General features: G+C 66.8%; 22 protein-coding genes. 9 read left to right on the top strand and 13 right to left on the bottom strand.

The window, feature by feature from the left end; translation table 11 throughout:
• Nucleotides 1–32 precede the first annotated feature (32 nt).
• A complete protein-coding gene (locus CFB43_RS31535) occupies nt 33–986 on the top strand; it encodes a LysR family transcriptional regulator (RefSeq protein WP_046548935.1) in 954 nt (317 codons plus the stop codon).
• Nucleotides 987–1,007: 21 nt separating this feature from the next.
• On the opposite strand, the gene CFB43_RS31530 is transcribed toward CFB43_RS31535, so the two are convergent.
• A complete protein-coding gene (locus CFB43_RS31530; RefSeq protein ID WP_179254933.1) occupies nt 1,008–1,211 on the bottom strand; it encodes a hypothetical protein in 204 nt (67 codons plus the stop codon).
• 194 nt (nt 1,212–1,405) lie between these two features.
• Between CFB43_RS31530 and CFB43_RS31525 the strand changes: the two genes are divergently transcribed.
• Complete coding sequence (locus CFB43_RS31525; RefSeq protein ID WP_089497965.1) at nt 1,406–2,323, top strand: AraC family transcriptional regulator; 918 nt, start codon at nt 1,406–1,408, stop codon at nt 2,321–2,323.
• 263 nt (nt 2,324–2,586) lie between these two features.
• Nucleotides 2,587–3,474, top strand: coding sequence for an NmrA family NAD(P)-binding protein (locus CFB43_RS31520; RefSeq protein WP_089497964.1), 888 nt, complete (start codon nt 2,587–2,589; stop codon nt 3,472–3,474).
• 25 nt (nt 3,475–3,499) lie between these two features.
• Here CFB43_RS31520 and CFB43_RS31515 read toward each other — a convergent pair whose 3' ends face one another.
• On the bottom strand, nt 3,500–4,702 hold the full coding sequence (locus CFB43_RS31515; protein WP_089497963.1) for a benzoate/H(+) symporter BenE family transporter: 1,203 nt from the start codon (nt 4,700–4,702) through the stop codon (nt 3,500–3,502).
• A gap of 184 nt (nt 4,703–4,886) precedes the next feature.
• On the bottom strand, nt 4,887–5,912 hold the full coding sequence (locus tag CFB43_RS31510; RefSeq protein WP_089497962.1) for a fatty acid desaturase: 1,026 nt from the start codon (nt 5,910–5,912) through the stop codon (nt 4,887–4,889).
• A gap of 300 nt (nt 5,913–6,212) precedes the next feature.
• On the opposite strand from CFB43_RS31510, the gene CFB43_RS31500 reads away from it, so the two are divergent.
• Complete coding sequence (locus CFB43_RS31500; protein ID WP_089497961.1) at nt 6,213–7,037, top strand: phosphate/phosphite/phosphonate ABC transporter substrate-binding protein; 825 nt, start codon at nt 6,213–6,215, stop codon at nt 7,035–7,037.
• Between the two features lie 160 nt (nt 7,038–7,197).
• Here the strand turns inward: CFB43_RS31500 and dbpA are convergent, their stop codons facing one another.
• The 5 genes from dbpA to CFB43_RS31475 form a co-directional block, all read right to left on the bottom strand.
• Nucleotides 7,198–8,595: an ATP-dependent RNA helicase DbpA gene (gene dbpA / locus CFB43_RS31495; RefSeq protein ID WP_039344267.1), complete on the bottom strand. Its 1,398-nt coding sequence runs from the start codon at nt 8,593–8,595 to the stop codon at nt 7,198–7,200.
• Complete coding sequence (locus CFB43_RS31490; protein WP_011356541.1) at nt 8,592–8,789, bottom strand: hypothetical protein; 198 nt, start codon at nt 8,787–8,789, stop codon at nt 8,592–8,594. The genes dbpA and CFB43_RS31490 overlap by 4 nt, the downstream gene beginning before the upstream one ends.
• A gap of 277 nt (nt 8,790–9,066) precedes the next feature.
• The gene (gene mqo, locus CFB43_RS31485; protein WP_089497960.1) at nt 9,067–10,710 is read right to left on the bottom strand and encodes a malate dehydrogenase (quinone); all 1,644 of its coding nucleotides are present in this window, start codon (nt 10,708–10,710) and stop codon (nt 9,067–9,069) included.
• A gap of 510 nt (nt 10,711–11,220) precedes the next feature.
• Nucleotides 11,221–11,526 carry a hypothetical protein gene (locus CFB43_RS31480; protein WP_089498208.1) on the bottom strand — a complete coding sequence of 102 codons (306 nt, stop codon included), beginning with the start codon at nt 11,524–11,526 and terminating at the stop codon, nt 11,221–11,223.
• A 69-nt stretch (nt 11,527–11,595) separates the two neighbouring features.
• Nucleotides 11,596–12,084, bottom strand: coding sequence for an Lrp/AsnC family transcriptional regulator (locus tag CFB43_RS31475; RefSeq protein ID WP_089428572.1), 489 nt, complete (start codon nt 12,082–12,084; stop codon nt 11,596–11,598).
• Between the two features lie 115 nt (nt 12,085–12,199).
• Here CFB43_RS31475 and CFB43_RS31470 point away from each other — a divergent pair, with 115 nt between their 5' ends.
• Complete coding sequence (locus CFB43_RS31470) at nt 12,200–13,237, top strand: histone deacetylase family protein (RefSeq protein WP_089497959.1); 1,038 nt, start codon at nt 12,200–12,202, stop codon at nt 13,235–13,237.
• 142 nt (nt 13,238–13,379) lie between these two features.
• Nucleotides 13,380–14,513, top strand: coding sequence for a branched-chain amino acid ABC transporter substrate-binding protein (locus tag CFB43_RS31465; RefSeq protein WP_089497958.1), 1,134 nt, complete (start codon nt 13,380–13,382; stop codon nt 14,511–14,513).
• 68 nt (nt 14,514–14,581) lie between these two features.
• On the opposite strand, the gene CFB43_RS31460 is transcribed toward CFB43_RS31465, so the two are convergent.
• Nucleotides 14,582–15,451: a mechanosensitive ion channel family protein gene (locus CFB43_RS31460; protein WP_089497957.1), complete on the bottom strand. Its 870-nt coding sequence runs from the start codon at nt 15,449–15,451 to the stop codon at nt 14,582–14,584.
• Nucleotides 15,452–15,792: 341 nt separating this feature from the next.
• On the opposite strand from CFB43_RS31460, the gene CFB43_RS31455 reads away from it, so the two are divergent.
• Nucleotides 15,793–17,157 (top strand): M23 family metallopeptidase, encoded by a 1,365-nt coding sequence (locus CFB43_RS31455; protein WP_089497956.1) that lies wholly within the window; start codon nt 15,793–15,795, stop codon nt 17,155–17,157.
• A gap of 60 nt (nt 17,158–17,217) precedes the next feature.
• Here the strand turns inward: CFB43_RS31455 and CFB43_RS31450 are convergent, their stop codons facing one another.
• The 4 genes from CFB43_RS31450 to CFB43_RS31435 form a co-directional block, all read right to left on the bottom strand.
• On the bottom strand, nt 17,218–18,057 hold the full coding sequence (locus CFB43_RS31450) for an AraC family transcriptional regulator (RefSeq protein WP_089497955.1): 840 nt from the start codon (nt 18,055–18,057) through the stop codon (nt 17,218–17,220).
• A 150-nt stretch (nt 18,058–18,207) separates the two neighbouring features.
• Nucleotides 18,208–18,954, bottom strand: a complete 747-nt coding sequence (locus CFB43_RS31445) for a fucose-binding lectin II (protein ID WP_089497954.1) — start codon at nt 18,952–18,954, stop codon at nt 18,208–18,210.
• Between the two features lie 194 nt (nt 18,955–19,148).
• Nucleotides 19,149–20,006 (bottom strand): fucose-binding lectin II, encoded by an 858-nt coding sequence (locus tag CFB43_RS31440; protein ID WP_089497953.1) that lies wholly within the window; start codon nt 20,004–20,006, stop codon nt 19,149–19,151.
• A 122-nt stretch (nt 20,007–20,128) separates the two neighbouring features.
• Nucleotides 20,129–20,518, bottom strand: a complete 390-nt coding sequence (locus CFB43_RS31435) for a fucose-binding lectin II (RefSeq protein WP_043178912.1) — start codon at nt 20,516–20,518, stop codon at nt 20,129–20,131.
• A gap of 974 nt (nt 20,519–21,492) precedes the next feature.
• On the opposite strand from CFB43_RS31435, the gene leuA reads away from it, so the two are divergent.
• Both leuA and CFB43_RS31425 read left to right on the top strand, forming a co-directional pair.
• Nucleotides 21,493–23,202, top strand: a complete 1,710-nt coding sequence (leuA, locus tag CFB43_RS31430) for a 2-isopropylmalate synthase (RefSeq protein ID WP_179254951.1) — start codon at nt 21,493–21,495, stop codon at nt 23,200–23,202.
• A gap of 387 nt (nt 23,203–23,589) precedes the next feature.
• Nucleotides 23,590–23,994: a peptide ABC transporter ATPase gene (locus tag CFB43_RS31425; RefSeq protein ID WP_089497951.1), complete on the top strand. Its 405-nt coding sequence runs from the start codon at nt 23,590–23,592 to the stop codon at nt 23,992–23,994.
• The last annotated feature ends 11 nt before the right edge of the window (nt 23,995–24,005 follow it).

The raw sequence follows: 24,005 nt of genomic DNA, 5'->3' as shown, positions 1-24,005 counted from the left end.
CTCGAACAATTTAATGTTTATAAGCGACTCATATGTATTCACTTATAGGAAAGACCGCGACGTTCCGGCAGCTGAAGGCGCTGGACATGATTGCGCGGCTCGGCAGCGTGTCGCGGGCGGCCGAGGAACTGAACCTGACGCAGCCGGCCGTGTCGCTGCAGGTTCGCCTGCTCGAGGAGGCGGTGGGCGCCGCGTTGCTGCAGCGGGTGGGGCGCGGCGTGCAGCTGACCGCGGCCGGCGAGATCGTGTCGCGCTATGCGCGCGAGATCCTGCATCTGTGGAGCGAGGCCGGCGACGAAGTGGCCGCGCTGACGGGCGATCTCGGCGGCACGCTCCGGATCGGCGCGATCACGACGGCCGAGTACCTGATTCCGCCGCTGCTCGTGAAATTCACCGCGACGCGTCCGCATGTGAAGACTTATTTCAAGGTGGGCAATCGCGACGACATCATCCGCATGCTCGCCACGCATGAAATCGATCTCGCGGTGATGGGCAGCGCACCGAAGGAACTGCGCACGCATGCGGTCGAGTTCGCGAAGCATCCGATGGTGTTCGTCGCGGCGCCCGGCCATCCGCTGATGCAGCGCAAGCGCGTCGCGCTGAAGGATCTCGAATCCGCGCACCTGCTCGTGCGCGAACGCGGCGCGGGTACCCGCTCGACGGTCGAGAGCCTGTTCAAGAACGCGGGTTACCGGTTCCATGTGGGCTCCGAACTGTCGAGCAACGAGGCGATCAAGCAGATGGCCGAAGCGGGGCTCGGCGTGGCGTTCCTGTCGTTGCACGCGTGTGCACTCGAACTGCGCACCGGGCTGCTCGGGCAACTGCCGTTCCCCGGCAACCCGATCGAGCGCGAATGGTATGTGGTGACGCTCGCCGACCGGCGCATTTCGCAGGTCACGGGGCTGTTCCGCGACTTCCTGATCAAGCAGGGCGCGCCGGTGATCGACGGCGCGACGGTGGCGCCGCACGAGCGGCGGCGCAAGTAGGCTGATGCGTTGACCGGCCGGTCAGACGAGCCCGAAGTCGTCGTTGCTGTCGGGGATGGATGCGAGCAGCCGTTCGAGCCGGGTCCAGCCGACGATGCGCAGGCACCAGGCGGCGATGGTGGCGAAGGCGGTGCGGTCGTTGCGGGAGCCGGATGAGGGGCGATTGGCGGCGGAAGGCGAGCGCGCGGTGAACGCGGCGCGTTGCACGAGGCACTGATGGGGCATGACGGTCTCCGTAGGTGTCGGATGGGGCCATCGTAAGCGGTGCGGCACCCGCCGGCGCGCACGCAAGGATGGCCCTGAGCAGGAACGGATGATCTTTTTCTGCTCGACCCGGGCGGGCCGCCGGCAGGCCCGGCAGGCGGCCCGAAAACGCGTCACAATGCGCGTTCGACATCCCGATCCACTGGAGGAAGGCCATGAGCGATGCGATTCTCGCGGCGCCGACGGACAACGGCGTCCCGGTCAGCCTGCGCTCGAGCCGCGGGCTCGGCTGGCAGGGCTTCGGCGCGTCGCTGCTGGCCATCCGCGCGGGCACCTACCGGATTCCGGCGGCCGAGCATCACCGGATCGGCGTGCATATCGGGTCGCCCGTTCGCGCGGATTGCGTGTGCGACGGCGACCGCGTGTCGCGCATCCAGGCGCATGGCGACGTGGACGTGATTCCGGCCGGCCTGCCCGGCCAGTGGACCGACAGCGCCGACTGCCAGATCCTCCATATCGCGCTCAGCGACACCTTCGTGCGGCGGACCGTCGAGCAGCTCGAACTGAAGCCGTCGCAGGGGCAGATCCGCCGCCGGCTGCAGGTGCGTGACCCGCGCCTGCAGCACATCGCGTGGGCGATGGCCGCCGAACTCGAAGCGGAAGACGCGTCGGATCCGCTCTATGCGGAAAGCCTGTGCACGGCGCTCGTCGCGCGGCTGGTCGACGGCCAGCCGGCGTTCCGCGAGCGCCGCCGCACGCTCGCGCCGAAGGCGGCCGCGCGCGTGATCGACTACGTCGAAGCGAACCTCGAACGGCGCATGACGCTGGCCGAACTCGCGGCGCTCGTGTCGATCAGCGTGCCGCATTTCAAGGTGCTGTTCCGCGAGACGCTCGGGATGCCCGTGCACCAGTACGTCGTGCGGCGCCGGGTCGAGCGCGCGAAGGCGTTGCTGCTCGAAGGCCGGCTCAGCATCAGCCAGATCGCGCTCGAGGCCGGGTTTGCGCATCAGAGCCACATGGCGAACTGGATGAATCGCGTGCTGGGTGCGACGCCGACCGAGATTGCGCGGTCGGGGGCAAGGGGCGGGCTGCGGCTCGCGTATGACGGCGAAGGTAGCGGGCGTGACGCGTAGCGGAGCGATGGCGCCGCACCGGAGATGAGTCGTCGCGCCGGATCCCGGGGCAATTGTCCAATCGGCTCCTGGACTGTTTTCGCCTGCGCCCTCGGCTAGAGGCAGACCGTACGATTCGACGCGGAAGGCGAGGCAGCGGACGGCCCGCATGACAGCCGCCAGCCAATCCGTCATCCTTTCCTGCTGGTTTCATCCCTCCTTGCGCGCCGTTCCCTTCGCGCAAACCGACAATCACCGCACCTTCATCCCCTCAGGAGCGAATCGTGTTCGTGATCTTCGGTGCATCCGGCAACGTCGGCCAGTCGACCGTGACGGCCCTACGCAACGCCGGCCATCCCGTGCGCGCGGTATTGCGCGACGCACGCCATCGTGAACGTTTCGCGCAGCTTGGCTGCGACGTCGTGATCGCCGAGCTGACGGACGCGAACGCGGTCGCAGCGGCAATCGACGGTGCGTGGGCCGTGCAGATCCTGTGCCCGGTGCCCGTCGCCGATCCCGATCCGGCCGCGACGATGACACGGACGATGGACGTCGCGGCTGCCGCGCTCGCCGCCAACCCGCCGCCGGTGCTGCTCGCGCTGTCGGACTACGGTGCGGAGCGCGACGGCAATACGGGCATCACGCGGCTGTTTCATCACTTAGAAGAGCGGCTGAAGGCGATCCCGACGCACGTGACGCTGCTGCGTTCGGCCGAGCATTTGCAGAACTGGACGCGCATCCTGCCGGTCGCGCTCGGCACCGGCGTGCTGCCGAGCTTTCACCATCCGGTCGGCAAGGTGTTCCCGACGGTCTGGGCGCCCGACGTGGGCGTCGTCGCGGCGCGGTTGCTGCTCGATGCGCCGGAAGGCGGCAACGGTCCGCGTATCGTCAGTGTCGAAGGGCCGCGGCGGGTGAGCGTGACGGCGATCGCCGATACGCTTGGCGCGGCGGCCGGCCGGGCCATCGTCGCGCATGAACTGCCGCGCGAGACGTGGAATGCGACGCTGCTGCGCGCGGGCCTCAGCGAACGACATGCGCAGTTGATCGTCGATCTCTACGATGTGCACAACGCGGGGCAGATCGACGTCGAGGAGGGCGTGTCGGAGCGGCTTTACGGGACGACGACGCTGGCCGATGCACTCGCGCAACTGGTGCGCCAGCATGCGCGGTAACAGTGGCGGCGACCCGTGTTGCGCATCACGCCGATCGCCGCACCTTGTTCAGTACCGCATACGAAAGCGACCCGATCACGATCCCCCAGAACGCGGCGCCGAGCCCGAGCCACGTCATGCCCGACGCGGTCGCGAGGAACGTGATCAGCGACGCCTCGCGGTGGTTCTCGTCCTCGAAGATCCCGTGCACATTCGCGCCGATCGCACCGATCAGCGCGAGCCCCGCGAGGATCGCGACGAACGCCTTCGGCAGCGCGAAGAACACCGTGACGATCGTGCCCGCGAAGAGCCCGCCGATCAGGTAGATCGCCCCGTTCGCGAGCCCGGCGATGTAGCGCCGGTCCGGGTCTTCGTGCGCGTCCTTGCCGGTGCAGAGCGCCGCCGTGATCGCCGCGACGACGATCGTGATCCCGCCGAAGCATGCAACCACGAGCGACATCACGCTAGTCGCGGTGATGATCGGCCGCGCGGGCGTGTGATAGCCGGACACGCGCAGGATCGTCATGCCCGGCAGGAACTGGCCGGTGAGGCTGACGACCACGAGCGGCAGCGCGAGGCTGAGCGTCGTGCCGAGCGTCCATTCGGGCGCGATGAAGATCGGGTGCGCGAGGCTTGCCGACACGTTGCCGAGATGCGTCATCCCGAGCAGCGTCGCGAGCGCGGCGCCCGTCAGCAGCACGAGCACGATGCTGTAGCGCGGCAGCAGGCGCTTGAAGATCACGTAGGCGGCGATCATCCCGAACGCGAGCGCGGGCTGCTCCGACGCGGAGGCGAACGCATGGGTGCCGAACGGCAGCAGGATGCCGGCCATCATCCCGCACGCGATGCCGCGCGGAATGTGGCGCACGAGCCGGTCGAAATAGCCGGTCACGCCGATCAGCAGGATGATCAGCGCGGCCGTGATGTACGCGCCGACGGCCTGGTTGAGCGTCAGTTGCGGAAACAGGCCGACGAGCAGCGCGGTGCCGGGCGCCGACCACGCGGTGATGACCGGCACCTTCAGCTTCCAGCTCGCGAACAGGCCCGAAATGCCCGCGCCGATCGAGATCGCCCAGACCCACGACGACACCATCGCATTCGACGCATGGGCGGCCTGCGCGGCCTGGAAGAAGATCGCGAGCGGGCCCGCGTAGGAAATCAGTACCGCGAGAAAACCCACGGTAATCGCGGAAACGGACCAGTCGTTGCCGATCGCGCGGATTGCGCCGGGCGGGGTGTTCGGTTGCATCGTCGTGGGGGCATGCGGCGCGCGGCCGGGAGCAGAGCCGGGGCGAATAATTGTTGGAAGCCCCGGACGAACCGCCATTCTGGGCATTGCCGACGCAATTGGCAATGCGCGGGCGGGAGCAGGAATGTTGGCGTTTCGTAAGGAATGTGCGGCGGGGCGGACGAATCGTCGGCTCCACCGCACGTCACGTGCTGATCTGCAGCACCTTGTCGACCACCGCCACCTTCACACCGCTGCCCGTCGACAACGACGCCGTGCCCTGATCGAACGGATGCACGGGCGTATCGGTCGGCGTCCACGCATGGCGCGCGAGCAGTTCGCGATACCCGCCGCGAATCACGAAGCCGCCGCACTTCCGCGCATACGCGTCGCGGCGCATCCGGTACGCACGCGGCAGGTCGTACCACGGCAGCTTCGGCAGGTCGTGATGGACGAGGTGATAGTTGTTGTTCAGGTACAGCAGCCGCATCGCGAAGCCGGCTTCATTGATCGCGATGCGCGCCTTCGGATGTGGCGCGGCGCGGTGCTCGTACAGCGAGCGGATCATCGCGATCGACAACGCGGGCCACGTGACCACGAGCAGGTAATACCACCACGGCACGCCGATCGCCCATCGCAGCCACGCGAGCAGCGCAACCACGCAGGCGATATGCATCGCCCACATCGGCAGATAGCGAAAGTCGCCGCGACGAAACGCGGCGAATGCATCGATGCACATCGCAAAGATGCTCAACGGCGGCCCGGCGATGAAGCGTCCGATGAAAGTCTTGCGGGCGACCGTCAGCACGCGGCGCCAGCGCGGCAGCTGCGCCCAGCGTTCGCGTGTGACGTAGTTCGTTTCGGGATCGACGCCCGGTACGGTCAGGTCTTCGTCGCGGTGATGGTCGAGATGCGTGTCGCGATACAGCGTGTACGGATACCAGACCGTCAGCGGCGGATAACCGAGCAGCTTGTTCACGAGGGCGGAGCGTGTCGGGTGGCCGTGCAGCAGCTCGTGCTGCAGCGACAGGTGCCACGCGCCGAGCAGGATCAGCGGCAGCGTCGCGGCCGCGAGCGACAGCGTGCCGTCGCGCACGAGCAGCAGCACGGCGAGCCAGCCGCCGTAGATCGCGACGACCAGCAGCCAGGTCGGCCACTCGGTGCGGGCGGTGAAGCGGGTGTCGAGCGCGGCGATCGCACGCGCGTGGTCGACGTCGAAGTATTCGGCCATGGCGTTGAGGCGGATTGAACGGGCAGTGCGGGGAACGAGCGGTTGAACCGGTGCGCTCGGCCCGGGTGCGCAGGTGTCTCGCGGATCACGGTCGGCCTGTCCGTTATCACGTGCAATGGCGATGCTCGGGCAGGCATCAGGACGGTACCGGGATCGCACCGCGCGGCCAACCAATCGATTCGGATTTGCTTATCGCCGTGCGGCCGATAAGCTTCAGGCGCACTGCGCGACGATCAGCCCCCGTTTTACCGAGATCGAACCGGGTTCCGCTGCGTGAGCGGCGATGCGTAGAATGCCCGCATGAACCCATGGATCGCAGTACTGCCGATGTACAACGTGACGCCGCGCCACGACGCGCTGTGGCGCGCCCTGCTGCGCGACACGCTCGATGCGTTCGCGAACGCGGGCGGGCCTGCCGATGTCACGCTTCCCGACGAACCCGTCGCCGACCTGCACGCGCTGTGGCGGCGCGACGACCTGCTGCTGTCGCAGACCTGCGGCTACCCGTACCGGATGCTGGGCCTGCGCGATGTCGTGCGACTGATCGCAACCCCTGTGTTCGATGCGGACGGTTGCCACGGCGCGCACTACAGCAGTGTGCTGGTCGTGTCGGCCCGTGCACACGCGCACGGCGCGACGACGCTCGCCGCATGCCGCGGGCTGCGGGCCGCATTCAACGGTCGGGATTCGCACAGCGGGATGAACGCGCTCCGGCATGCGGTCGCGCCGCATGCACGCGACGGACGATTCTTCGGATCGGTTGCCGCGCTCGGCTCGCATCTGAACGTGCTGCGTGCGCTGGCTTCAGCGGAAGCCGATTGCGCGGCGATCGATTGCGTGACGTTCGCGTATGTGCGCGACGCGTTGCCCGAGCTGCTGCAGGATATCCGGATCATCGCGATGACGGCCGCTGCGCCGGGATTGCCGTTCATCGCATCGCGCGCACTCGAAGATACACAGGTCGCTGCTTTGCGAGATGCGCTCGACCGCGCGGTGGCGACCGATGTGGAGCGGGCGCGCGTGTTGCGGCTGAAAGGATTCGAACGGCTGTCGCCGGATGACTACGAGGCGATTGCGCGGTTCGAGCAGGAGGCTGCTGCGCAGGGATATCCGGCGCTCGCATAGCAAGCAGGCGATGAGGGCGGCTTGACGGGGCGGCGGCCGATTGCCGAAAGAGAGGCGACGACCGCAGGTTGCCCGGGGCGATGCAAGGTCAGGGACAGATTCAGGTTCGGCTTAGGCGCCACGGCGCGGCGATGCCGCCGCGACGCCTACACGTTACCGCTTATTCTTCGTCCATCAACCGGACCTTGACCCGCTTGCCCTTGATCTTCCCGGCATTGAGCTTGCGCAGCGCGTCGCGCGCCACACCGCGCTCGAGCGCGACATAGGTCGAGAACTCGGTCACGTTGATCTTGCCGATCTGCTTGCCGTCGAACCCGGCGTCGCCGGTCAGCGCGCCGAGCACGTCGCCCGGGCGGATCTTGTCCTTGCGCCCGCCGAGGATCTGCAGCGTTTCCATCGGCGGCGTCAGCACGCCGTCGTCGGCCGGCGTCAGTTCCGCGAGCGGATGCCATTCGACGTCGCGCTTCTGCGCCTGCTCGATCGCACCGACGCGGCCCATCTCGTCCATGCTCGCCAGGCTCAGCGCCCAGCCGTCCTGGTCCGCGCGGCCCGTGCGGCCGATGCGGTGCACGTGCACTTCGGGGTCGGGCGTCACGTCGACGTTGATCACCGCCTCGAGCTGCGCGATGTCGAGCCCGCGCGCGGCGACGTCGGTGGCCACCAGCACCGAGCAGCTGCGGTTCGCGAACTGGATCAGCACCTGGTCGCGTTCGCGCTGGTCCAGCTCGCCGTGCAGCGCGAGCGCGTGGAAGCCCTGCGCGTGCAGCACGTCGAGCAGGTCGCGGCACTGCTGCTTCGTGTTGCAGAACGCGATCGTGCTCACCGGCCGGTAGTGGTTCAGCAACTGGCCCACCGCATGCAGCCGCTCGTCTTCCGTCACTTCGTAGAAGCGCTGGCGGATCTTGCTGTTGTCGTGGCGCTCTTCGAGCTTGATTTCCTTCGGGTTGCGCAGGAACTGCTGGCTCAGCTTCGCGATGCCGTCCGGATAGGTCGCGGAGAACAGCAGCGTCTGGCGCGTGGTCGGGCACATCCGGGCGACCTTCGCGATGTCGTCGAAGAAGCCCATGTCGAGCATCCGGTCGGCTTCGTCGAGCACCAGCGTGTTCAGCGCGTCGAGCTTCAGGTTGCCGCGATCGAGGTGATCCATGATGCGGCCCGGCGTGCCGACGACGATGTGCGCGCCGTGCTCGAGGCTCTGCGCCTGCGGGCGCATCGGCGTGCCGCCGCACAGCGTCAGCACCTTCACGTTCTCTTCGGCGCGCGCGAGGCGGCGCACTTCCTGCGCGACCTGGTCGGCGAGCTCCCGCGTCGGGCACAGGATCATCGCCTGCACGTCGAAGCGGCGCGCATCGAGGCGCGCCAGCAGTGCGAGCGAGAACGCGGCGGTCTTGCCGCTGCCCGTCTTCGCCTGCGCGATCAGGTCCTGGCCGGCCAGCGCGACCGGCAGGCTCGCGGCCTGGATCGGCGTCATGTCGACATAGCCGAGCTGCGCGAGGTTGGCGAGCGTGGCGGGCGTCAACGACAGCGCGCTGAACGGCGTGGCGGTCGGCTGGGTCATTCCAGGTCTCCGAGGTAGGGGCGGCCTTCCATCTGCTCGTAGACGACCTTGCCTTCGTCGTCCTCGAAGCGTTCGAGATAGTTGCGCGCGCCGCACAGCGGGCAGCGGAACAGCAGCCCCTGGCCTTCGTCCTTGATGACGACGTCGGACTGCTCCCACGGCGTGCCGCAGCTCTGGTTTCGGCAGGTAAACACGGTCTTTCTCCAGCTGAATTCGGTTGATGGCGCGCCCGGGCGGGCGCGGCAACGGCGGGCGGCGCTCGCGCGGCTTGGGCGCGGGCCGCACCGGGCGTCGCTTGGATTGCGTCGATGCGGATGATGGATCGGGCGGCGACAGGGTCGCGCGTGCCGCAATTCTAGCGGAAGCGGGCGGCCGGCCGGGCGGTTTCGCCCGCTACCCGCCAAGAAAAACGGCCGCCCCGGAGGGCGGCCGTGTCAGGCGGCGCAATGGCGTCGCGCGGCGCTCGGCGCGTTACAGCGCCATGTCGGTCGCCGCCTTCGCCGGGCGGGCCGGCGCGGTGCCGGTGGCCTGCGACGGCGTGCTGAGGTCGATCTTCGGCGGCGGCGACAGCTGCAGCACGTCGCTGGTGGTCGTCCATTCCTCGACGACCTTCGCCGGGCTGTCGTTCAGCTTCGTGCCGTAGCTCGGCACGATCTGGCGGATCTTCTGCTGCCACTCGGGCGTCGCGACCTTGTCCTTGAACACCTTCTTCATCAGGTTCAGCATGATCGGCGCGGCCGTCGACGCGCCCGGCGATGCGCCGAGCAGGCCCGCGATGCTGCCGTCCTGCGACGCGACGATCTCGGTGCCGAGCTTCAGTACGCCACCCTTGACCGGGTCGCGCTTGATGATCTGCACGCGCTGGCCGGCTTGCCACAGGCGCCAGTCTTCCTTCTTCGCGTTCGGGAAGTATTCCTTCAGCGCGTTGAAGCGGTCGTCGTCGGACAGCATCAGCTGGCCGGCGAGGTACTGGACCAGCGGGAATTCGTCCACGCCCACGCGCATCATCGGTGCGACGTTGTGCGTGTTGGTGCTCTTGAGCAGGTCGAAGTACGAACCGTTCTTCAGGAACTTGGTCGAGAACGTCGCGAACGGCCCGAACAGGATGATCTTCTTGCCGTCGATGATGCGCGTGTCGAGGTGCGGCACCGACATCGGCGGCGAGCCGACCGACGCCTTGCCGTAGGCCTTCGCCAAGTGCTGCTTCACGACGTCGGGGTTGTCCGTCACGAGGAACGAGCCGCCGACCGGGAACGCGCCGTAGTCCTTCGCCTCGGGGATGCCCGATGCCTGCAGCAGGTGCAGCGCACCGCCGCCCGCGCCGATGAACACGAACTTCGCGTCGACCGACTGCGCCGGTTCATCCGAGTGCAGCTTGACCCAGCTCACGTGCCACGTGCCGTCGGCATTACGCGAGATCTCGCGCACTTCGCTCGACAGCGACAGCGTGAAGTTCGGCTGCGTCTTCAGGTAGCCGACGAACTGGCGCGTGATCTCGCCGAAGTTCACGTCGGTGCCGATCGGCGTCCACGTCGCCGCGACCTTCTGGTTGCGGTCGCGGCCTTCCATCATCAGCGGCACCCACTGCTTGATCTGGTCGTAGTCTTCCGAATACTGCATCCCGCGGAACAGCGGGCTCGCCTGCAGCGCTTCGTAGCGCTTCTTCAGGAAGCGGACGTTGTCGTCGCCCCACACGAAGCTCATGTGCGGCGTCGAGTTGATGAACGAGTGCGGGTTCTTCAGCACGCCCTGCTTGACCTGCCACGCCCAGAACTGGCGCGAGATCTGGAACGACTCGTTGATCTCGATCGCCTTCGAGATGTCGATCTTGCCGTCCGCCTTCTCCGGCGTGTAGTTCAGCTCGGCGAGCGCCGAGTGGCCGGTGCCGGCGTTGTTCCAGCCGTTCGAGCTTTCCAGTGCGACGCCGTCGAGGCGCTCAACCATCGTCATCGACCAGTCAGGTTGAAGCTCGTGCAGCCAGACGCCGAGCGTCGAGCTCATGATGCCGCCGCCCACCAGCAGGACGTCGACCTTCTTCGTATCGGCGGCATGCGCGGACGATGTCGCGACGCACAGCGCGAGCGCCGACAGTATTACCCGTAACGTTTTGATCACAGCAGATCCCTTGTTCAACTTGAATGCATCGGTTTGCCAAGCCGCCCGGCGCGGGTGTCGATCGCGGTGAAACACGGATCCGGAGATCCGGACACGCGAATCCGGAATTCCGGATCGACGCCGCACGCCGTTGCATTTGCGCACGCGAAGCCGTCGGGAAGGACACCTTCGGATCGGCTGCCTGCGGGCAGGCAAGCGCCTGCGTCACAGTGGCGCACAACGCGCCCGGGCCCTTGCGGCAAGCCTGAGCGGAAGATGCTTCAGGCTGCGTGGCAAGAGGCCGCACGCGACGCGTTTTGCGGAGGCGGGGTGGCAAGGGGCGCGTAATGTAACCGAACTCGTTTGCTGTGTCACAAACGAAAAATCCCGTTGTTTTTGTGGGGTTTTTTGTGTGTCCGGGTTTCCGGAATGACGGTCGCGGGAAGCGGGAAAGCTGGGGATGACTGCGCGGGATCGGGGGTGTCGGGCGCGGCGTTGCACCGCGTCCCGATCACGTCATGCCCTGTTGCGTCACTTCGCGAAGTTGTTCCGGCAGAACTGCTCGTACGCCAGCGCCGAATTCGCGAAGCCCTTCTGCTTCGCGAGTTCCCACGGGCGCTCGCATTGCTGCGTTTGTTCGCACCACGAATAGCCGGCCGACGGGATGCAGCCGTGCGGATCGCGATCGCTGCCGGGCATCGGCGGCGCGGGCGGCGCGGCAGCCTCGGGCGGGGCCGACGCGGCGGCCGGCACGGTGGATTGCGCCGCACAGGCGCTCAACGCGAGCGCGCAGGCCATGGCGGCGGCCAGCGAAGCAGACGGAAGAAGACGTTTCATCAGGTAGCGCTCCATGGGATGACGATCGACAACGGATGCCCGGGTACGGGCGCGGAACGGCATGAACGGTCAGTCGCCCGGCACCGGCACGCGCGACGAGAACTTCACTTCACGCAACGCGAGGCTCGACTGGATCGACGACACCCCCGCCTGCTTGCGCAGCACATGCTCGACGAATTCCGCGTACGCGTCGAGATCGGCCGCGACGACCTGCAGGATGTAGTCGGCCGCGCCGGTGATCTTGTGGCAGGACGTCACTTCGTCGTGACGCCGCATCACGTCCTCGAAGTGATCCGAATCCTGGCCGGAATGCATGTTGAACGTCACCTGCACGAACGCGAACACGTTCATGCCGAGCGCGCGCCGGTCGAGGTTCGCCTGGTAGCCGGTGATCACGCCTTCGTCCTCGAGCCGCTTGCGGCGCCGCCAGCACGGCGTGACGCTCAGCGACAGCTTCTCGCCGAGCGTCGCGTTCGACAGCGCGCCGTCGTCCTGCAGCAGGCGCAGCATGGCGCGGTCGACGCCATCCAGTTCGGCCGAAGCGCGATTTTTGCTCATTTCCGGAAATCCGTAGGCGGTTTTCTCAAAATTGTACGAAAGGCGCGGGTCGAAAGCAAAGCTATTGCCGGTGGCCGTCAATAAACTGTTGCCACCCTCACTGCAATGGTCAACCATGCTCACGGTCTACAGCAGCGATCACCACCTGCATCGCGGCGTCGAACTGAAGGACGGCGCGATCACCGATTCGTTCGAAAACCCCCTTCGCGCCGAAACGGTGCTTGCGCAGGTGCGCGCCGCCGGCCTCGGCGACGTGATCGCGCCGAAGCCGTTCGACCGCGCCCACTACGCGGCCGCGCACAGCGCGCGCTACGTCGATTTCCTCGCTGGCGCATGGGACGAGTGGGCCGCGACGGGCCGCACCTGCCAGGCGCTGCCGCTCGTGTGGCCGGTGCGCGCGATGCCGGCGGCCTCGACACCGCCCGCGTTCATCGACGGCAAGCTCGGCTTCTACGCGATGGACGCGGGTGCGCCGATCAACGCCGGCACGTGGGATGCCGCGAGCGCGAGCGCGAACTCGGCGCTCACCGGCGCCGACCTGCTGTCGAGCGGCGCGGCGCGCGCGGCGTTCGCGCTGTGCCGCCCGCCCGGCCATCATGCGGGCCGCGAGTACATGGGCGGTTATTGCTACCTGAACAACGCGGCGATCGCGGCGCAGCACTGCGTCGCACGGGGCGCCGCGCGCGTCGCGGTGCTCGATGTCGATTTCCATCACGGCAACGGCACGCAGGACATCTTCTACGACCGCGCGGATGTGCTGTTCGCGTCGATCCACGGCGAGCCGCCGGTGTCGTATCCGTACTTCTCCGGCTACGCGGACGAGCGCGGCATCGGCGCGGGCGAAGGGTTCAACCTGAACCTGCCGCTGCCGAAGGGCACGTTGTGGGACACCTACTCGGCGGCGCTCGACCACGCGGCCGCCGCGATCGCCGCGCATGCGCCCGACGCGCTCGTCGTGTCGCTCGGCGTCGATACCTTCGAGCACGACCCGATCAGCCATTTCCGGCTGCGTTCGCCCGACTACCTGCGCATCGGCGCGGCGCTCGCGCGCCTGAACGTGCCGACGCTGTTCGTGATGGAAGGCGGCTACATGGTCGACGAGATCGGCATCAATGCGGTCAACGTGCTGCTGGGATTCGAAGGGCGCGCGTAACGCGGCGCCGCAGCCGTGCCGCCGACAGGGATGGGGCCCGCAGTGCGGGACGCGCTGCATCACTGACCGAAACCGATTCGTCATCCGAACCACAACACGTCCCGCATCGAACGGGGCCCACAAGACTGACCAGGAGACAGATATGCTTCGACATTCCATGACGACATTCGCGGCAGCGGCGGCGCTCACGTGCGCGCTGTCCGCACATGCGGACGAAATCGTGCGCATCGGCCACGTCGCACCGCTGACCGGCGCGATCGCGCACCTCGGCAAGGACAGCGAGAACGGCGCGCGCCTCGCGGTCGAGGAAATCAATGCGAAGGGCCTGACGATCGGCGGCAAGCAGGTCACGCTGCAACTCGACGCGCAGGACGACGCGGGCGATCCGCGCACCGCGACGCAGGTCGCGCAGCGGCTCGTCGACGACAAGGTCATCGGCGTCGTCGGCCATCACAACTCGGGCACGTCGATTCCGGCATCGCGCGTCTATCGCGACGGCGGCGTCGTGCAGATCTCGCAGGCCGCGACCAATCCGACCTACACGCAGCAGGGCTTCAAGACGACCTATCGCGTGGTGGCGACCGACGCGCAGCAGGGGCCGGCGCTCGCGATGTATGCGGCGAAGAACCTGGGCATCAAGACGGTGGCCGTGGTCGACGATTCAACCGCGTACGGCCAGGGCCTCGCGACCGAGTTCGAGAAGGCCGCGAAGGCCGCCGGGATGAAGGTCGTGTCGCGCGACGCGACCAACGACAAGGCGATCGACTTCCGCGCGATCCTCACGAAGATCAAGGGCGCGAACCCCGACGCGATCATGTACGGCGGCATGGATGCGACGGGCGGGCCGCTCGCGAAGCAGGCGCGCCAGCTCGGCATGCGCGCGAAGCTCCTCGCCGGCGACGGCGTGTGCTCGACCGACCTGCCGAAGCTCGCGGGCCCCGCGTCCGACAACGTCGTGTGCTCCGAGGCCGGTATCGCGCTCGAGAAGATGCCGGGCGGCGCGGCGTTCGCGAAGCGCTACGAAGCGCGTTACCACCAGCCGATGCAGGTGTATGCGCCGTTCTCGTACGATGCCGTCTACATCATCGTCGACGCGATGAAGCGCGCGAACTCGACCGATCCGGCGAAGGTGCTGGCCGCGATGCCGGCGACCGACTACAAGGGTGTGATCGGCGAGACGAGCTTCACGCCGCAGGGCGACCTGAAGCACGGCGCGATCTCGGTGTTCACGTACAGGAGCGGCAAGAAGGCGCTGCTCGATATCGTGAAGATGTGATGGGGCGGTGACGTTGCGTTGACGTCGCGAAGGCCGCGAAGCAGGCGGTGCTTCGCGGCCTTCGCCGTTTACAGCGCGTGCGTTTGCGCGCGGTCGGTGCGACGCTCCGCGTCATGCACGATGTGCAGCTCGCGCGTGCGGATCGGCAGCGCGCAGTTCGCGTCCGCGAGTGCCTTGCGAGCCTGCCGCGCCAGACGCCAGCGCATGTCCCAGAACTTGTCGGTGTGCGTCCACACGCGAACGTTCGCGATCGCGGTGCTGTCGTCGAAGCGCATCACCATCACGTTCGGCTCCGGATCCTGTAGCACGTCCGGGTCGGCGAGCGCCAGCTTGCGCAGCGCGTCGAGCGCGCGATCGATATCGTCATGCACCGACACTTCCACTTCGAGATCGAGGCGGCGCGTCGGGTTGCGCGTGTAGTTGCGGATCGAGCTGCCCCACAGCGCGCTATTTGGCACGTATTCGCAGATGCCGTCCGGCTTCGTCAGCCGCGTCATGAAGAGCCCGACCTCGTCGACGGTGCCCGCGACGCCCGTGCCGCCGTCGATATAGTCGCCCACCTTGAACGGCCGCAGCAGCAGAAGCATGATGCCGGCCGCGATGTTCTGCATCGTGCCCTGCAGCGCGAGCCCGATCGCGAGGCCGGCCGCGCCGAGCACTGCGACGATGCTCGCGGTTTCGATGCCGAGTTGCGACAGCGCGCCGACGATCGCGACGATGCGGATGCCCCACACGGCGACGTCGCAGAGGATCGGCCGCAGCGTGTCGTCGACGCGCTCCTTGTTCGAGAGCAGGCGATTCAGCCAGTTGCCGATGCGTTTCGACAGCCACCAGCCGGCGACGAGCAGCGCCAGGCCGGCGCACAACTTGAGGGAGAGGGTGGACAGCGCGTTCCACAGGAACGTCCAGCGTTCCGGATGTAGTTGATCGAGAAACATTAACGGGTTTCCGGGTTGAAGAAACATGCGTGACGCGTGGCGTGCCCGCCGTGGTCGGGCAGGCTTGCGCTCACGCGCCGGGCAGCGTTCGACTGTACGCGGCACACAATGGTTCGCCCGAACGGGTGGGGTCGAATGCCGCATGACCGTGCCGCCGGGCCGCGAAATCGCGGTTTCGTTTTTGTACTAAGCGGCTTTTCCATCAAATGAGACTAGTCCTATTCAGCAGCGTCGAGCGCGCCGCTACACTCGTTTTCACGTTGCCGGGTCGCGACGATCGTTCCTCCGCGATACCCGGTTCTTTCCCGATTTTTTACTGACAGACAGCGAGTGACGACGTCATGCGGTTAGACCTGCGTTTCCGTCTCGCACGCGAACAAGGTCAACCCGCACAGCGCGGCGTTCATGGTTTCCCGATGCGCCGCGCGTTGCTGCGCGGTGTCATCGCGGCGGCCTGTGTGGCCGGCGCACCGGGTGCGGTGGCAGATGCGTCGCACGACGCCGCGCCGTTTTCGCCCATGACGGCCGACCTTGTCGACGTGCCCTTTTTCAATGCCGCGCGCACGACGTGGGGCGGCTTGCACGCATCGACGGCCGCGCCGCTCGACGTTGCCTACACGTCGCATGCGTTGGTCGCGCCGACGGCCGGCGAACGCGACGACCCCGTGGCGCGCTTCGGTGCCTGCGTGGCTTACCGCGTGCTGTGCGACGCGGCGCGCGGGGCGGTCGAACGCGCGTACGCGTCGAGGTTCGATTACGGTCTTGCGTCGGCGTTGCCCGCGACGGGCGAGCCCGCCGCGTTCGAACGGCGCCCCGTCGATCTTGCCGGCGCCGAGCCGTTCATGTTCGCGCAAGCCGAGCGCGGCGCGCGGGTCGGCGCGATCGTCGGCAGCCTGCAGGCGTCGCTGGCGCGCGCGGATCTGCCGGCCGGCGTTGCCGCGCAGATCACCCGCCTGCTCGCCGGTCGCATCGACCTGAAACAGCACGGTGCGCTTGGCGACACGTTCCGCGTCGCCTACGAACCGGACAGCGAGGGCAAACTGCCGGGCGGCGTGCGCGTGACGGCGCTCGAGCTTCGCTTGCACGGCCAGCACGTCGCGGCCGTGTGGTTTGCGCCCGATGCCGGCTCGCCGGGCGCCTATTACGACCTCGACGGCATGCCCGTCGCCGGCGCGCGGTTTGCGATGCCGGTCAGCGCAAACCGGATCAGCTCGCATTTCGGTACGCGCGTGCATCCGGTCACCGGCGCACGTCACGTGCATTCCGGCGTCGATCTCGCGGCGCCGGCCGGGCGTGCGGTTCACGCGTCGGAGCGCGGCGTCGTCTCGTTCATCGGCACCGAGCCGCGCGGCTACGGCAAGTACGTGGTGATTCGTCATGACGGCGGTTACGCGTCGTACTACGCACACCTGTCGGCATTCGAGCCGGCACTGCGAACCGGCATGCGGGTTGCGCGCGGCCAGCGTGTCGGCGCGGTCGGCAGCACGGGTACGGCCACGGGGCCGCATCTGCACTTCGAGGTCCGGCGGCATGCCCGTCTCGTCGACCCTGTCGCGCTGGTGCAGGCGGGCAAGGCAGCGAAGCTGAAGGGCGAACGGCGCATCGCGTTCAATCGCGTGGTAGTCGATGCACGCACGCGGCTGGCGTCGGCTGGGTGGTCGCAGCCGGTGGCGATGGCGGAGCCTGCCGGATCGCGGGCCGGTTGATGGTTGGCGCGGTGCCGCCGGCCGCGACGAGCCACGCCGCGGCCGATCAAGGCAAATCGCCTACGCAGCCGGCTCGACAGGCAGCCAGATTTCCAGCACGCCGGCGCCCGTCACCGGATCGTAGTCCGCGCTGTAGCGCTCGAACTCGGGCGCGTCGACCGCCTTGAATCCCGACGTCGGCAGCCAGCCGTTCCAGATGCTGTAGAACGTCTGGTGCAGCGTGGAGATATGCCCGACGTGTTCGAAGACCGCATACCGCTGCGGTTCGAGTGCGATCCAGCGAAAGGGTGCGGGCAACCGGTCGCGGCTCGTCACTTCCACGCCCGCGATGTATTCGAAGCTGCCATCCGCATCGGGGTTGCAGCATACGCCGTAGGTCACATCGTCGACCTGGCCGGGTAGGGTACCGATGTATGGGATGAACGCTTGCCACAGCGCCGGAATGCCTTCGTTGGTTTCGAAGGTGTACCGGTCGCTCATGCCGGCGATCAGCCGCTTGCCGGTGGTTTCGAAGCGTGACGGTACGACGTCGATGATCTTCAGTTCTTTCATGCGAAGCGGCTCCACTAGAGACAACCCGTCAAGCGTGCGCCGTGCCCGCACGTCTTCGGGCGTGATGCCGAAGCAATCGCGGAACGCGCGCGTGAACGCCTCATGGGAGCCATAACCGGCATCGAGCGCCACCTGCAGGATGTCCGGCGCGCCTTGGGCCAGTGCGCGTGCCGCACGCGTCAGTCGCCTCGACCGCACATAGCGCATCACCGGCCAGCCGGTGTTCATCGAGAACAGGCGCGAGAAGCCGAAGCGCGTCATGTCGCAATTGGCGGAAATCCTGTCGAGCGTCAGTTCGTGGTCCAGTTTGGTTTCGATAAACCAGAGTGCTTGTCCTACCGGATTCATGGTTTTCCAATGAGCGTGTCGGGCGGACTATATGGTATCGGCGGCGGGGGCGTTTGATCGTTCTTGCAGGGGCGGGGCGCGGGCGGGCAGGGGCGTCCACGCGGATCGCCACGCCGCGCGGCGTGGCGATGGGAGGCGAGCTTATGCGGCTCAGCCCAGCGGCCAGTTCAGGATCGCGATCCCGTCGTTGTAGTCACCGTCCGTCCCGTCTTCCGATCCGACCAGACCGAAGTAGGTCTTCTTGAAGATGTCGACCTGGCGTAAGCCGATCTTCGACGGCTTGCCGTTCGCCGTCACGACCACGCGCACCTTCCCCTTGCCGGAGTTCACGATCTGCGTGTTCAGGTTCGCGTCCTGCGTGCCGGCGCCCTGGAACGTCGCGGCCGGTTTCGGGTTGTCGTCGACGAAGACCTCGATCGTCTGCTGCGCCGACGAATTGACCAGCGCGGTCACGCCGAACGCGATGTTCGGCGGCAGGTTGAAAACGCCGTCGCGTTCGCCGCCGCCGGTCGCCGTGGTACCCGGCTGCGTGGGTTGCGGCTGCGGCGTCGGCGTTGCTTTCGAGAAGTAGTTGACCACCGCGCCGACGCCGAACTTCGCCGCGGCGCCGGGCAGCACACCGGGCGCGCCGGCCCACGTCACCGTGCAGGCGACCACCTGACCGGCCGCATCGGCCTTCACCTTGTTCTGCCAGCTGCCGACGTCGAAGCTGTACGGGATCGTCGCGATATCGACGAACACGTCGTATTGCGGCAGCTTTTCCACGAGCTGCGCGGTCATGAACTGGCGCATGCGGTCGAGCACCGCCTGGTCGCCGTTCGCCTGGACGGCGGTGGCATCGTTGCCGGCGAGTTGCAGCAGGGCGTACAGATCGTCATGGGTAAACGGTTGTGACATGTCGTCCTCGTCTCGATGAAAGGTCTCGCGTTGCGCGGCCGGTGAATGGATTTCGCCGTTGCCGCGTACGGAGTACAGCAGTGGAACTACGACTGACTGCTCGAATGAATCGGTTCGCAATGTGGAGTTGGCCCCGTCGCCATTGGGGATTCGACCACGGCGCGCACGCCCTGCCGCGCCGTGAATCGTCGTGCTCAGCCCAGCGGCCAGTTCAGGAACACGATGCCGTCGTTGTAGTCGTCGTCGGCGCCGTCTTCCGAGCCGACGATCCCGAAGTACGACTTCTTGAAAATGTCGACCTGCCGCGAGCCGAGCCGCGACGGCTTGCCGTTCGCCATCACGATCACGCGCACGCGCCCCTTGCCGGAGTCGAGCACCTTGGTGCCGAGGTTCTGGTCCTGCACGCCGGCACCCTTGAACGTGGCGGCCGGTTTCGGGTTGTCGTCGATGTAGATGTCGATCGTCTGGTCGTTCGCCGCATTGGTGAGCGCGGTGACGCCGAACTTGATGTTCGGCGGCAGGTTGAACGTGCCGTCGCGCTCGCCGCCGCCGCCGATCGTGCCGCTACCCGTGCTACCCGAGCCGCCCGCGCTGCCCGGGTTGCCACCCGCGCCAGCTTCACCGCCGCCGCTTCCACTGCCGGACGACGACGATTGCGCGGCCGTGTCGCCGATCGCGGACAGGCTCGCGTACGAATCGATGTGCATCGCGCTGCCGCGCACGCTTTTCCACTGGCCCTTCACGAACGTGACGCCGGTGCCGACGTCGATCGTCGCGACGAGCGTGAACGGCATGCGCCCGGTGGCTTCGGGCACTTTCGACGAATAGGTGAAGCAGCCGTCCGCGACGACGCCTTTGTCGGTCGCGATCGCGAAATAGATGCCGGGGAAATTGTTGCCGGTCGCGTACGGCGTCGGCACGTTGAGGATGACCTGCAGTTTCCCGTCTCGAATCTCTGCCTTGGCGATGTCGATGTACAGGCCCGGGATGTCGACGTAGGTTTCCGAGGTCGCCACGGGGGCGCTGACGATCGAAGCCGAAAGGAGGGGCATGGATGTCTCCGTTGGTAGGGCGGGTTTCGATGCAAAAAGGGGGCGGTGCCGCTGAAGGCGGCGCGCAACCGCCGGCCGGCCCGGAGGCGGCCGGCGGGGGGAGGCGTCAGGTGCGCGTCAGGTCAGCCGATCGGCCACTGGAGCACGACGATGCCGTCGTTGTAGTCGCTGTCGTGGCCGTCTTCCGACACGACGATCCCGAAGTTGACCGTGTACGGCGAGCCGTCCGATTTCTTGCCGTTGATCGGCGCGAGGCGCGCGTCGGTGGCCGACGGCTTGCCGTTCACCGACACTTCGAAGCGGATCTTGCCGTTGCCGGAATTCAGCGTCGCTTCGCGCGTGCCGTCGCGCGTCGTCAGCTTGTGATACGCGGCGGGTTCCTTGCTGTCGCCGATAAACAGCTTGATGTGCTGCTGCTCGGCGGCATTCGCGAAGAAAATCGCGCGGAAATCGGTATTCGGCGGAATCGAAAACTCGCCGGCGCGATTGGATGACGTTTGAGAATCGGCCATGATTTCCTCCTGAGGAATGATGGATAAGGCTTACAGCTATGTCGCGCAAACGTTTTCCGTTTGAAATGCGACGTACCGAGCATGCCGAAAAATAAATAAAAAAATAATCGACGGGGAATGGCCATTGTTCAGAAAATCGAAAATGGCGGCTAATCGATTTAATGAACTGCGTTTAATCGAAGGTGTTTCGATATATTCGAGAAACTATATCGACGGGCGTATCAATTTCCTGAACGATGCGCGGTTGCGCAGGCGGAGCGGGCGGGGAGGGAGGTGGGGGCAATCGGGCTTCGGCGCGGACGCTCGGCGTTCGCATATGGCAGCGTTGGTTTCAACATCAGCATCTCGGTCGTGGCCGCGCCCACCGGCCACCACCGAACGCCCACACCGAAACCCGATTGATTGCTACAGGAGGGGGTGCGGCAACCGGCGAAGTACGTAGACCAACTCACTCCGAACGTGAACAGGGGCCTCACCGGCGCCGCACCCATGAAGCATATCGACGGGGCGGCGCGCCGCCTATCGGACAGGACTGATTCTGAGCGAACAAATTCCGCGCCATGTGCGCCTAGCCCGTTGACAGCCCCCATCCCCCTGTGATCTGATTTCGGCCATGCAAGCCGCCCAGCCCCTCTTCTCGCTACGACTACTAGCCCGTTTCTCCGGGCTGGGTCTGCGGCTGCGCGCTTTCCATCTGCTTCTTTCCTGAAGCGCCAGATTTCCCCCGCATCATCGACCTGGCCCCGGTTGTCGACCGGCGCCTGAGTTCGTCCTTCTTCCGAATCGCTCCGCTCCGTCCCGGTCGCACAACCGCCAAGGCTGTCGCTCGCCGTACCGCTTTGCCGTTGTGCCGTTTGCTTGCCGCTTTCACCCGCTTTCACCCGTTTCTACCGCTGCGCGCGCAGCCTGCCACCCCGACGGATGGCCAGCGCGCCGCGGGTTCCCGACCCACCGACCGAGGACCGAACATCATGATGCTGAAGAACCCCGCGACGAAGTACCGACCGTTCACGCCCGTCAACCTGCCGAACCGCATGTGGCCGACGCGCACGATCACGCAAGCGCCGATCTGGATGAGCACCGACCTGCGCGACGGCAACCAGTCGCTGTTCGAGCCGATGGACGCCGCGCGCAAGATGCGGATGTTCAAGATGCTGGTCGCGATCGGTTTCAAGGAGATCGAGGTTGCGTTCCCGTCGGCGTCCGAGACCGACTTCAACTTCGTGCGCGAGCTGATCGAAGGCGGCCACATTCCCGACGACGTGACGATCGAGGTGCTCACGCAGGCGCGCGACGACCTGATCGAGCGCACCTTCGACTCGCTGCGCGGCGCGAAGCGCGCGATCGTGCACCTGTACAACGCGACCGCGCCGGAATTCCGCAAGATCGTGTTCGGCCTCGACCGCGACGGCGTGAAGACGCTCGCGGTGAACGCCGCGCGCACGATCAAGCGCTTCGCCGACGCCGCGACCGACACGCACTTCACGCTGCAATACAGCCCGGAAACCTTCACGGCGACCGAGCTCGATTTCGCGAAGGAAGTGTGCGACGCCGTGTTCGACGTGTGGCAGCCGACGCCGGCGCACAAGGCGATCGTGAACCTGCCGGCCACCGTCGAAGTCGGCACGCCGAACTTCTACGCGGACCAGATCGAATGGATGCACCGCAACCTCGCGCGCCGCGACGCGCTGATCGTGTCCGTGCATCCGCACAACGACCGCGGCACCGCGGTGGCGGCGGCCGAACTCGCGGTGATGGCCGGCGCGGACCGGATCGAGGGCTGCCTGTTCGGCAACGGCGAGCGCACCGGTAACGTCGATCTCGTCACGCTCGCGCTGAACCTGTACACGCAGGGCGTCGACCCGGGCCTCGACTTCTCGCAGATCAACGAAGTCGCGCGCACGTCCGAGGAATGCACGCAGTTGCCGGTCCACCCGCGCCATCCGTATGTCGGCGACCTCGTGTTCACCGCGTTCTCCGGCTCGCACCAGGACGCGATCAAGAAGGGCTTCGCGGTACAGCGTGCCGACGCTGTATGGGAAGTCCCGTATCTGCCGATCGATCCGAACGACCTCGGCCGCACGTACGACTCGATCATTCGCGTGAACAGCCAATCGGGCAAGGGCGGCATCGCGTATCTGCTCGAACAGGGCTACGGCGTCGCGCTGCCGCGCCGCATGCAGGTCGATTTCAGCGCGGCCGTGCAGCGCCTGACCGACGAGAGCGGGCACGAGGTGACGAGCGCGCAGATCTGGTCGCTGTTCCAGCAGGAATATGTCGAAAGCGATGCGCCGCTGCGTTACGTCGGCCATGAGCTGACCGAGCGCGACGGCCGCGAGTCGATCGTGCTGACCGCCGACGTGCACGGCGAGCGCCGCGTGCTGCGGGGTGAAGGCAACGGCCCGCTCGATGCGCTGATGCATGCGTTGCGTACGCCGCTGCGGATCCAGCACTACGAGGAGCGTGCGTTGTCGCAAGGCGCCGATGCGAAGGCGATCGCGATCGCGGAACTGGCCGGCACCGGCGTGCGCGGCAGCGCGTTCGGCGTCGGCATCGACGCGAACCTGACGACAGCGTCGATCCGCGCGGTGATCAGCGGCATCAACCGCGCGTATGCGCGCGCGGACGAAGCGGTGCAGGCGATGTTTTTTGGCGTGCAGCCTGCGGTGAAGGCGGTCGCGTAAGCGGGGGCCTTGGCGGCCGCGCCGGGGGTGACCGGCGCGGCTGCATCGTCGTCCGTGCGGTTGCTGCCACACGATCCTGCGCGCGCGGCACGCAGTGCCGCTTTCATGAAATCCACCCACGCGCGGGTTTTCGTGTCGCGATGCTTGCGCGACGGATACATCCGAAGCCTCTTCCGCCCGGTCATGGAATCACAATACGGTTCGCGATGGCGGGGTGTCCGCCAGCGAGCGGCGTTCGTGCTGAAGGGGAAGGGGAAAGCGTGATGGGGACGGATGGCCGATATTGAGGCCTGACATACCTGACAGGCGATGACTTCTCGTAATGGGCGTATCGTGCATGCGCGCGCGAGGCTGTTCTCCCGCGCCTATCACCATGAGGAGTGCGGCATGTCGAAGGATGATTCCCTGAGGGGACAGATCAAGGAACAGGCCCAGGTAGCGGATCGCCACAATCTGGCGCGGCCGGCTGCGAACGGCGCGCTGTGGGCGCGCGGCCTCACGACGCAACGGGTCGCTGACCTGTTCAGAACCCTGCAGGGGTTGCCGGGGCACTGGATGCAGCTGCAGAACGAGGTCAACGCCGGGAATCGCTATTTTTACGGCGTGCAGAACGGCAGTGTGACGACCGACGAAGGGAAGGCGCTGATCCGCTGGATCGCCCAGGCGGTCGTGAGCGCCGCCGGAGAGGCGCAGTTCGACTTCCCGTTGCAGCAACTGCGCTTCACCGCCGACATGGGCTGGCTCAAGCTCCAGCGTGTGCAAGGGCGTGTGATGGTGTTTTCGCAGCCTTGACGACGAAGACG

Origin of the sequence: Burkholderia sp. AU15512, assembly GCF_002223325.1 — a bacterium.
In the GTDB taxonomy this organism is placed as follows: Bacteria; Pseudomonadota; Gammaproteobacteria; order Burkholderiales; family Burkholderiaceae; genus Burkholderia.
This window is presented reverse-complemented; position numbering and strand designations above follow the sequence as displayed.